The sequence below is a fragment of the Thauera sp. 63 genome (assembly GCF_000310165.2).
Classification (GTDB): domain Bacteria; phylum Pseudomonadota; class Gammaproteobacteria; order Burkholderiales; family Rhodocyclaceae; genus Thauera; species Thauera humireducens.
The window spans coordinates 422,782-431,762 of record NZ_AMXC01000001.1 but is presented as its reverse complement, the minus strand read 5'-3'; the positions used below and the strand labels follow the sequence as shown (position 1 = coordinate 431,762).

Here is an 8,981-nt window from a genome sequence, read left to right as displayed (position 1 = left end):
GTGGCCGCGCCGGTGCAGGCCGTGACCCCGCCGCCGGCCGCTTCGGCCGCCGGCGCCGCCAGCCCCGCCGCACGCAAGATCCTCGACGAGAAGGGCATTGCCGCCGCCGACGTCGCCGGCTCGGGCCGTGGCGGTCGTGTCACCAAGGAAGACGCCGTCGCTGCCCAGCCCAAGGCTGCCGCTGCCGCGCCGGCCGTGATCGCGGCCGTCGGCGATCGTGCCGAAGAGCGCGTGCCGATGACCCGTCTGCGCGCCCGCATCGCCGAGCGCCTGATCCAGTCGAAGAACGAGAACGCCATCCTGACCACGTTCAACGAAGTGAACATGGCGCCGGTGATGGCCCTGCGCAAGCAGTACGGCGACAAGTTCGAGAAGGCGCACGGTGTCCGCCTGGGCTTCATGGGCTTCTTCGTCAAGGCCGCCGTGGCCGCGCTGAAGAAGTTCCCGATCCTGAACGCCTCGGTCGACGGTAGCGACATCGTCTACCACGGCTACATCGATATCGGCATCGCGGTTGGCTCGCCGCGTGGTCTGGTGGTGCCGATCCTGCGCAACGCCGAATCCATGTCGATCGCCGAGATCGAGCTCAAGATCGCCGAGTTCGGCCAGAAGGCCAAGGACGGCAAGCTGTCGCTGGAGGACCTGTCGGGTGGCACGTTCTCGATCTCCAACGGTGGCGTGTTCGGCTCGATGATGTCGACCCCGATCATCAACCCGCCGCAGTCGGCCATCCTGGGCATCCACGCCACCAAGGATCGTCCGGTGGTCGAGAACGGCCAGATCGTCATCCGCCCGATCAACTACCTGGCGATGTCCTACGACCACCGCATCATCGATGGTCGCGAGGCCGTGCTGGGTCTGGTGACGATGAAGGAAGCGCTGGAAGATCCGGCCCGCCTGATCCTCGACGTCTAAACGATCCGTGCCGGGGCGCGTTCCGTTGCAGGGCTGCGGCCTGCGCGACGGGGCTGCGCCCCGTTTCCTGTTGGGAGAGATGAATGTCCAAAGAATTCGACGTCCTCGTCATCGGCGGCGGTCCCGGCGGCTATGTCGCGGCCATCCGCGCTGCGCAGCTCGGCTTCAAGACCGCCTGCTGCGAATCCAATCCCTATGCCGACCCCAAGGGTGAGCCGCGCCTCGGCGGCACCTGCCTGAACGTCGGCTGCATCCCGTCCAAGGCGCTGCTGCACACCTCGCACCTGTTCGAGGAAGCTGGCCACAGCTTCGAGAGCCAGGGCATCAGCGTGGGCACGCCGAAGATCGACGTCACGAAGATGGTCGCGCGCAAGAGCAGCATCGTCGACCAGCTCACCGGTGGTATCAAGGGCCTGTTCAAGAAGAACAAGGTCACGCTGCTGAATGGCCACGGTTCCTTCGCGGGCAAGGGCGACGCCGGCTGGCACGTCAAGGTCGGCGACGAGCTCGTCGTCGCCAAGCAGGTCATCGTGGCCACCGGTTCGTCGCCGCGCCACCTGCCGGGCATCCCCGTCGACAACAAGATCGTGTGCGACAACGTCGGCGCGCTGGACATCGACGCGGTGCCGAAGAAGCTCGCCGTGATCGGCGCCGGCGTCATCGGCCTGGAGATGGGCTCCGTGTGGCGCCGCGTGGGTGCGGAGGTGACCGTGCTCGAAGCGATGCCTGACTTCCTCGCCGCTGCCGATCAGGACGTGGCGAAGGAAGCGCTGAAGGTCTTCACCAAGCAGGGCCTGGCGATCAAGCTCGGCGTGCAGATCGGCGAGGTCAAGATCGGCAAGAAGGGCGTGACGATCGCCTACAAGGACAAGGACGGCGCGGACCAGAAGCTGGAAGCCGACCGCCTGATCGTGTCCGTCGGCCGCGTGCCCAACACCCAGGGTCTGAACCCTGAAGCGGTCGGCCTCAAGATCACCGAACGCGGCATGATCGAGGTCGATGACCACTGCCGCACCAACCTGCCCGGCGTGTGGGCGGTGGGCGACGTGGTGCGCGGCCCGATGCTGGCACACAAGGCGATGGAAGAGGGCGTGATGGTCGCCGAGCTGATGGCGGGCCAGGCCGGCCACTGCAACTTCGACACCATCCCCTGGGTCATCTACACCAGCCCCGAGATCGCCTGGGTCGGCAAGACCGAGCAGCAGCTCAAGGCCGCCGGCGTGGCCTACAAGGTCGGCAAGATCCCCTTCCTGGCCAACGGCCGCGCACTGGGCATGGGCGACCCGACCGGCTTCGTGAAGATGCTGGCCGACGCCAACACTGACCGCATCCTCGGCGTGCACATCATCGGCGCCAATGCTTCGGAGCTGATTTCCGAAGCGGTGGTGGCGATGGAGTTTGCCGGTTGCTCCGAAGATCTGGCGCGCATCTGCCATGCCCACCCGACCCTGTCGGAAGTGGTGCACGAAGCTGCGCTGGCCTGCGACAAGCGTCCGCTGCACTTCTGAACGGCGCCTGACCCGCACGGGGTGAGGAGGAGGGGGCAACCCCTCTCGACTCACCCCGTTTTTCCGTCAACCCTTCTGTTTCTCGACGAGTCGTTTCGCACCATGCCCCATCGCATCCTCAACGTGGCCGAGCACGGCATGCTTGATGCCTACGAGGCCGAGCTCAAGGCCCGCGGCTTCACCGCCGATCCGGCGCAGCGCGCAGCGGCCAGCCGCCTGCAACGCCTCTACACCGAACTCATCGGCTTCAAGGCCGCGCGTCGCAGCAAGTTGCGCAAGATGTTCGCGCGTCCCGCCATGCCGCGCAGCGTGTACTTCTGGGGCGGCGTCGGGCGTGGCAAGAGCTTCCTGATGGACTGCTTCTTCAACTCGGTGCCCTACAAGCGCAAGCGCCGGGTGCATTTCCACGCCTTCATGCAGGAAGTGCAGAACGACCTCAAGAACCACAACCACGAACCCGATCCGCTGCAGAAGGTGGCCGACCGCATCGCCGCGGAGACCCGCCTGCTCTGTTTCGACGAGTTCCACGTCTCGGACATCGCCGACGCGATGATCCTCGGTCGCCTGCTCGAAGCGCTGTTCGCGCGCGGCGTGATCTTCGTCATGACCACGAACTACCCGCCGGATGGGCTCTACCCGAACGGCCTGATGCGGGTGAATTTCCTGCCGACGATCGAGTTCATCAAGAAGAGCTTCGACGTCATTGAGGTCGACGACGGCACCGACTACCGCCTGCGCACGCTGGAAGCGCTGGAGATCTACCTGGTGCCGCACGACGCCGCGGCCGAGCGCAAGCTCGAGGATGACTTCGTCCGCCTCGCGGGCGGGGCCGGAGAAGCGGGCGAGATCGAGGTGCTGGAGCGCAGGCTGCCGGTGATCCGCAAGGCGGCAGGCGTGATCTGGTTCGACTTCGAGACGCTGTGTCGCGGCGCACGTTCGCAGAACGACTACCTCGAGATCGCACGCGAGCACCACACGCTGGTGCTGTCGAACGTACCGAAGATGCTGCCCGGCAACGCCGCCGAGGCGCGGCGCTTCACCTGGCTGATCGACGTGCTCTACGACCACCGCGTCAAGCTCATCGTCAGCGCCGAGGTGCCGGCTTACGAGTTGTATACCGAGGGACAGAACGCCCACGAGTTCGTGCGCACCGTCAGCCGGCTGATCGAGATGCGTACGCGCGACTACCTGGCCGAGGCGCACCGGGTGGAGTGATCGACGCTCAATGCTGGCGCAGTGCGAGGACGCGGACGCTGTCGCTTTCGCGTACGAGCAGCGCCTGCAAGGTGACCGTCGCCACGCGATACTGCACGACCGCCTCGGCAAGGAAGGTGTCGCTGGCGACGCCAACCTGTTCGGGGTTCGGGAGTTCGACGCCTTCGGGCAAGCGCTCCGCCAGGGCCCTCAGTGTCAGGGCCGGTTCACTCCTCAGCTGCTCGGCGATGGCCCGTGCCTGTGCGGGCGTCGCGCCGGGGAGGATTGCCGGCAGGATGGTCGCCGGGGCGGTGTTGATGTTCACCGGCACGCGTAGCGGGGTCGGGACGGGCACTGACGGATACCGTGCGGCCTGAGTGCTGCCGCCGCCATCGCCACCCGCAGCCTGTCCGATCATGCCGTTCAGCGCTGCGTCAGCCGATGCGTCGGTGATCATCAACTGGATGCGGCCGTCGGCGTGCAGCGCGGGCTGCTGCACGTGTGCCCAGGGCTCGCCGAGCCAGTCGATGCGGCTGTTCCGGGTGTCGGCTTCGAGCATCTGGCGGGCGAGGTCGAGCGCACTCAGTGCCAATTGGCGCGCCTGGACGAAGTCGTCGCGATCCGATGCGAGCTCGATGCGTGTGTCGAGCCGCGCCAGCATCGTGGCTGCCAGGGCCGAAACGACAGCGACCGCGAGTAGCGCGACGATGATCGCCACGCCTCGCGGTCGTTCGAGGCGCCACCCCTTGCGGGGTGGCCTGCGCAGGGGCGGCATCAGGTACCGATGATGCCGCCGTCCTTCTTGGTCACGACGACGGTCGCCGAGCGCGGACGGCCACCGCTCGCTTCCGGCCACTGGCTGAAGGCCAGCGGGTTCTGCGAGATGTACTGATCCATCGACATGCCGGCCGTCGGCGTCGGGGAGTTCGGGTGGCCGCTGGCCTCGCCGGGGTGCTGGACGTTGATGAACATCGTCTTGCCGTCCGGGGTGAAGGTCAGGCCGGTGATCTCGCAACCCGACGGGCCCACCAGGAAGCGCTTGATCTCACCCGAGACCGGGTCGGCACACAGCATCTGGTTGTTGCCCTGGCCGGCGTAGACGCCGGTGTTGCTGTAGTTGCCGTCGGTCTGGATCCACAGGCGGCCGTCAGCGTCGAAACCAATGCCGTCCGGGCTGTTGAAGGTGTTGTCGGCGGTGATGGCAGCCGAGCCCGAACCCAGGTCGCTGCGGTCCGGATAGGCGATCGGGTTGCCGGCGACAACGAACAGGTCCCATTCGAAGCTGGTCGCGGCGGCATCGTTGCCCGCCTCGCGCCAACGGATGATCTGGCCGTAGCGGTTCTGCGCACGCGGGTTGGCATCGTCGGTGACGGTACGGCTGCTGTTGTTGGTCAGCGTGCAGTAGACCTCGTTGGTGCCAGGATGGACGGTAATCCACTCCGGACGGTCCATCTTGGTCGCACCGACCGCATCCGCAGCCAGACGGGTCTTGATCAGCACTTCGGCTTGATCGGCGAAGCGGCCGTCGGCAGCCAGCACCGGGTTCGCCTGCTTGTCGAGCAGGATCCACTGACCATCGCCCATGAAGTCACCGCTGGCAGCGCCATCGCTGAACTTCGCGACGTAGAGCTTGCCGTTGTCGAGCAGGCGGCGGTTCGCTGCGTCCTTGCCCGGCACGAAGCGGCCATCCGACACGAACTTGTAGATGTAGTCGTTGACCTGATCATCACCCATGTACACCACGACGCGGCGGTCAGCGGTGAAGGCGTAGGCACAGTTTTCGTGCTTGAATCGGCCAAGTGCGGTGCGCTTGACCGGCATCGAGGACGGATCGAACGGGTCGATTTCGACGATCCAGCCGAAACGGTTCGACTCGTTCGGTTCCTTAACGTAGTCGAAGCGCTCGTCGAACTCTTCCCAGCGATATCCGGTGCCGCGGGCGCTGATGCCGTAGCGGCGCATCACGTCGTCGCGGCTGTCAGCGGCGCTGGTGGTGCCGAAGTAGCCGTTGAAGTTCTCTTCACAGGTGAGGTAGGTGCCCCAGGGCGTGAAGCCGTTTGCACAGTTGTTCAGCGTGCCGAGCACGCGCTTGCCGCTGGGGTCGGCCTTGGTGCGCATGAGGCTGTGACCGGCCGCCGGCCCGCTGATCTGCATCGGCGTGTTGCCGGTGATGCGGCGGTTGTACTTCGAGTTGCGGACGATGTCCCACTTGCCCTTGTGCTGGCGCACGTGCAGCACCGAGGCGCCGTGGGCGTTTTGTGCCTTGAGGACCTTGTCGGCGGTCCACGGGGTCATGAACTCGGCACCGAACAGGTACTCGTAGTTGGTGTACTCGTGGTTCATGACCAGCAGGCCTTCCTTGGCCGACTTGCCGTTCAGCGGGAAGAAGTGCATGCCGTCGTGGTTGTCACCGATCTGGCGGGCCTGATCAGCGCCGGTGTTGGTGCCGTCCGGGCGCCAGGCCGGCGAGTCGGCGAACAGCGGGTCACCCCAGCGCGCGAAGATCTGCGCCTGATAGCCCTCGGGGACGCCGATGGTATCGGCGCTCGAGGTGCCAATCGGGGTGAAGCCGATGCGCGGACCTTTTTTCGGACCGTGACCGCGGCCATGATCCATGTGCTGGTGGGCATGCTTGCCAGCCTGGGCAACAAGCGGTGCGGCCAGGAAGGCGGCGGCACCAAGGCCCAAGCCGGATTTGAGGAAGCCGCGGCGCGACACGGTGCGGTCGACGATCTGCTGGAAATGTTCGTTGTCGGACAGGTTGCTCGGCAGGTCGTCCTGGTCGAAATGGCTCATCTACATGCTCCGTTGAGGGGGATGGCAGGGAGCGTGTATTCTCGTAAGGCCAGATTGCGCATGAATGAAAGCGGTATTGCGTCAATATTTACCGAAATCAGATTTGGCGCAGCTGCCATAAATCGGCAAAACCGCGGTGGACGTGGCGTCAGCTGCCCCTGAGCCGGAGTCGTCCTCGCACCGTATCCGGCCCGTCGTGTGTCCGCAGGGTGAGGTCGAGGGGCTCGACGCCATGTAGCGCCTGCGCTTCGGCCAGCCATTCGAGTGCAGCCTGGGCTTCTCCAAGACCTTCGAAGCGGACCTGCTCAGGGTGTTCGCCGTCCGCCTCCCTCTCGAGCGCCAGATTCAGTCCCCGCGCGGCAGCGAGTTCGGAGAGGGCCGCGATTGCAGCGGATTCGGTGTCGGCAGCCTCGGCCGGAGCGGGGCGGGATATCAGCTGGGTGACCTCGGTCGCTGCGTTTGCAACGACGTGCTGGCGTGCCTGTGCGCGGGGCAGGGCGTCGCGGAGACGTGTATGCTCGCGCGCCAGCGCCTCGCCGAGGCTGATCAGCCCGAGTGCCGCCAGCGCTGCAAGTGCCAGCATGACGAGACGCCGTTCGCGCGGCGAGAAGTCCAGCCAGCGGACCTGCAAGCGGTCAATGGCCGGGCGAAGGGGAGACAGGAATTGACGTGCGAGCTTCATGCTCATTGTCCTTCTTCAAGAGCAGTTGCAATCTCGACGTCGGGTGCGAGCAGCGTGCGCAGGCGATCGATCTCCCGGGCGTCTGCGTCGGCAAGTGCGAGCGACAGCGTGCCTTCGCGGTAGTCCAGCGCCACGATGGACGCCGCTGGCGCTTCTGCGCGGACGGCGGCGAACTGATCGAGACGGAACAGCAGGCCGTCGCGGGTGACGGCGCCGCTTCGCTGGCGCAGGTGGTCGAGCTGTCGGTTCAGCTGCGACTCCGGCATGACCATCGGGGTGCCGGGCAGGGCGGTGGAGAACCGGTTCTCGATGTCCTCCTCCAGCACCGCTACCGCGGCGCGCATGCGCAGGATGTCCGCCACGGTGACAGCGGCGAGCACGATCAGCGCACCGGCTGCGACCGCCAGCGGGCGGCGCAGGCGTCCGGCGCGCCGGGCGCCATCGGCGCCCGTGGCGAAATCGCCATGCAGCAGGTTGGCCGCCGGCACCTGGCGAGCTGTGCGCTCGCCGGGATGACCCGGGATGGCGGAACTCCACCACGCGTAAGGACGGTGCGTTACCGTAGCGTGCGCGCCGAGCGCGTCCGCGAGCCCTGCAGCGAGCGAACGGCAGGCGGGGTCGGCCCGCAGTTCGACACGCGCCGGCTTGGATGTCGCGGGCAGCAGGTCACCGATCATGTCTCCGAGGAAGGCGCTCAGGTCGGCGAGATCGTCGCGCAGCACGATGGGCATACCGCCAGCGTGGCGCAGCAGGGCCGCTCCGGGGCGCAGGCGGAGCTGGAGGTCGGATTCGCCCGCTGGACCAGTTGGGGCGATGCCCTGCAGCTCGCTCAGCACCTGGCGTGGGTGCCGCCCCGCCGCATGCAGTTCGCCGATTACCGTGCGCAGGCGCGCCTGTGCGGTCACGATCAGCTCGGCCTGGGTGCCGGTCGCCTCGTTTTGCCGATCGACGACCGTGATGTGCTGGGCCTGTGGTGCTTCGAGCAGGGCATCCTCCAGCGCATAGGCGATGACCCGCGGGTCGAACGCCGCGCCCCCGAGGGGTAGCGTGACGCGATGCCAGCTACTCTGGCTCGCGCCTAGGATGACGACGAGCGGCACGTCCTGCGGCCACTCCGCCAACGGACCGGTGCCTTGCGCGTGGATCACGCCTGCATCGTCGGCAAGCACCCAGGGCGCAGCCGGTTCGTGGGGCCAGTGCTCGTCGATCAGCACGCAGAGCGTCTGTCGTGTTGGAGGCGAGGTACGCATCTTTGGTGAGTGGTGAGGAAGTGACGGGAGATGGAGAAGGCAATGGGCGATGTGGAGGCGTTCAGCGCAGCGCCACGAGGCGGATGAGTGTGCCGATGCCGCTTACCTCGAGGCGGATCTCGACCGCATCGGGCCGTTGGGACGGGTCGCCGTCGCCCGGGGGCCAGGCCGCTAGCCAGCGGCCGCCATGCATGAAACGCCATGCCAGGTGATCGATGTTTTCCAGCAGCACCTCGTCGGTAGCAGGGGCGGTGCCCTGGCGCGATCGCAGCAGGCGCCCTCCGTCGTGGCGCAGGCCGACGGTCAGCCGTTGCGGTGGCTCGCCGTCGTCGATCAGCATCTGCAGGTTCTGCCCACCACGCTGTTCCTGTACGCGCAGGGCGGCCATGCCGGGCGGCAACAGGGCGAGGCGGAGGAGGTCGGTCTCGATTCGGTGGGTGGCGTATTCCAGATCGCGCCAGCGCGCATGTTGAGCTGCGAGCTGCAGTTCGAGACTGCTCATCCGGTCGATCGCGCGAAAGCTCAGGGTGCCCAGGATGGCGAACACGGCGATCGCGACCAGCAGCTCGACGAGCGTCAGGCCTTCTGTCGCGTGGCGGCATATTCGCGCAGGAACGGGGCGGCGCATCGGCGGCG

At 66.7% G+C, this 8,981-nt stretch carries 8 protein-coding genes; 3 read left to right on the top strand and 5 right to left on the bottom strand.

Going from position 1 to position 8,981, the window contains the following annotated elements; genetic code table 11:
* The 3 genes from odhB to zapE all read left to right on the top strand — a co-directional run.
* Nucleotides 1-915: 2-oxoglutarate dehydrogenase complex dihydrolipoyllysine-residue succinyltransferase (gene odhB, locus C664_RS02115; RefSeq protein ID WP_038010523.1), on the top strand; the 915-nt coding region annotated here is incomplete at its 5' end.
* 83 nt (nt 916-998) lie between these two features.
* Nucleotides 999-2,423, top strand: coding sequence for a dihydrolipoyl dehydrogenase (gene lpdA / locus C664_RS02110; RefSeq protein WP_004252204.1), 1,425 nt, complete (start codon nt 999-1,001; stop codon nt 2,421-2,423).
* A gap of 102 nt (nt 2,424-2,525) precedes the next feature.
* Nucleotides 2,526-3,638: a cell division protein ZapE gene (zapE, locus tag C664_RS02105; RefSeq protein ID WP_004252201.1), complete on the top strand. Its 1,113-nt coding sequence runs from the start codon at nt 2,526-2,528 to the stop codon at nt 3,636-3,638.
* 7 nt (nt 3,639-3,645) lie between these two features.
* Here zapE and C664_RS02100 read toward each other — a convergent pair whose 3' ends face one another.
* The 5 genes from C664_RS02100 to C664_RS02080 form a co-directional block, all read right to left on the bottom strand.
* Complete coding sequence (locus tag C664_RS02100) at nt 3,646-4,335, bottom strand: type II secretion system protein GspK (RefSeq protein ID WP_004252197.1); 690 nt, start codon at nt 4,333-4,335, stop codon at nt 3,646-3,648.
* Between the two features lie 56 nt (nt 4,336-4,391).
* A complete protein-coding gene (locus tag C664_RS02095) occupies nt 4,392-6,413 on the bottom strand; it encodes a PhoX family protein (RefSeq protein ID WP_004252195.1) in 2,022 nt (673 codons plus the stop codon).
* Nucleotides 6,414-6,561: 148 nt separating this feature from the next.
* Nucleotides 6,562-7,095, bottom strand: a complete 534-nt coding sequence (gene gspM / locus C664_RS02090) for a type II secretion system protein GspM (RefSeq protein WP_004252194.1) — start codon at nt 7,093-7,095, stop codon at nt 6,562-6,564.
* Between the two features lie 2 nt (nt 7,096-7,097).
* Nucleotides 7,098-8,345 carry a type II secretion system protein GspL gene (gene gspL / locus C664_RS02085; RefSeq protein WP_083483037.1) on the bottom strand — a complete coding sequence of 416 codons (1,248 nt, stop codon included), beginning with the start codon at nt 8,343-8,345 and terminating at the stop codon, nt 7,098-7,100.
* Between the two features lie 61 nt (nt 8,346-8,406).
* Nucleotides 8,407-8,973, bottom strand: a complete 567-nt coding sequence (locus C664_RS02080) for a type II secretion system protein GspJ (RefSeq protein WP_004252189.1) — start codon at nt 8,971-8,973, stop codon at nt 8,407-8,409.
* Nucleotides 8,974-8,981 lie beyond the last annotated feature (8 nt).

Excerpts from the sequence above, each read along its gene's own strand:
- gspM (WP_004252194.1), bottom strand. The coding sequence starts at position 7,095 with ATGAAGCTCGCACGTCAATTCCTGTCTCCCCTTCGCCCGGCCATTGAC.
- zapE (WP_004252201.1), top strand. The coding sequence starts at position 2,526 with ATGCCCCATCGCATCCTCAACGTGGCCGAGCACGGCATGCTTGATGCC.
- lpdA (WP_004252204.1), top strand. The coding sequence starts at position 999 with ATGTCCAAAGAATTCGACGTCCTCGTCATCGGCGGCGGTCCCGGCGGC.
- C664_RS02095 (WP_004252195.1), bottom strand. The coding sequence starts at position 6,413 with ATGAGCCATTTCGACCAGGACGACCTGCCGAGCAACCTGTCCGACAAC.
- gspL (WP_083483037.1), bottom strand. The coding sequence starts at position 8,345 with ATGCGTACCTCGCCTCCAACACGACAGACGCTCTGCGTGCTGATCGAC.
- C664_RS02080 (WP_004252189.1), bottom strand. The coding sequence starts at position 8,973 with ATGCGCCGCCCCGTTCCTGCGCGAATATGCCGCCACGCGACAGAAGGC.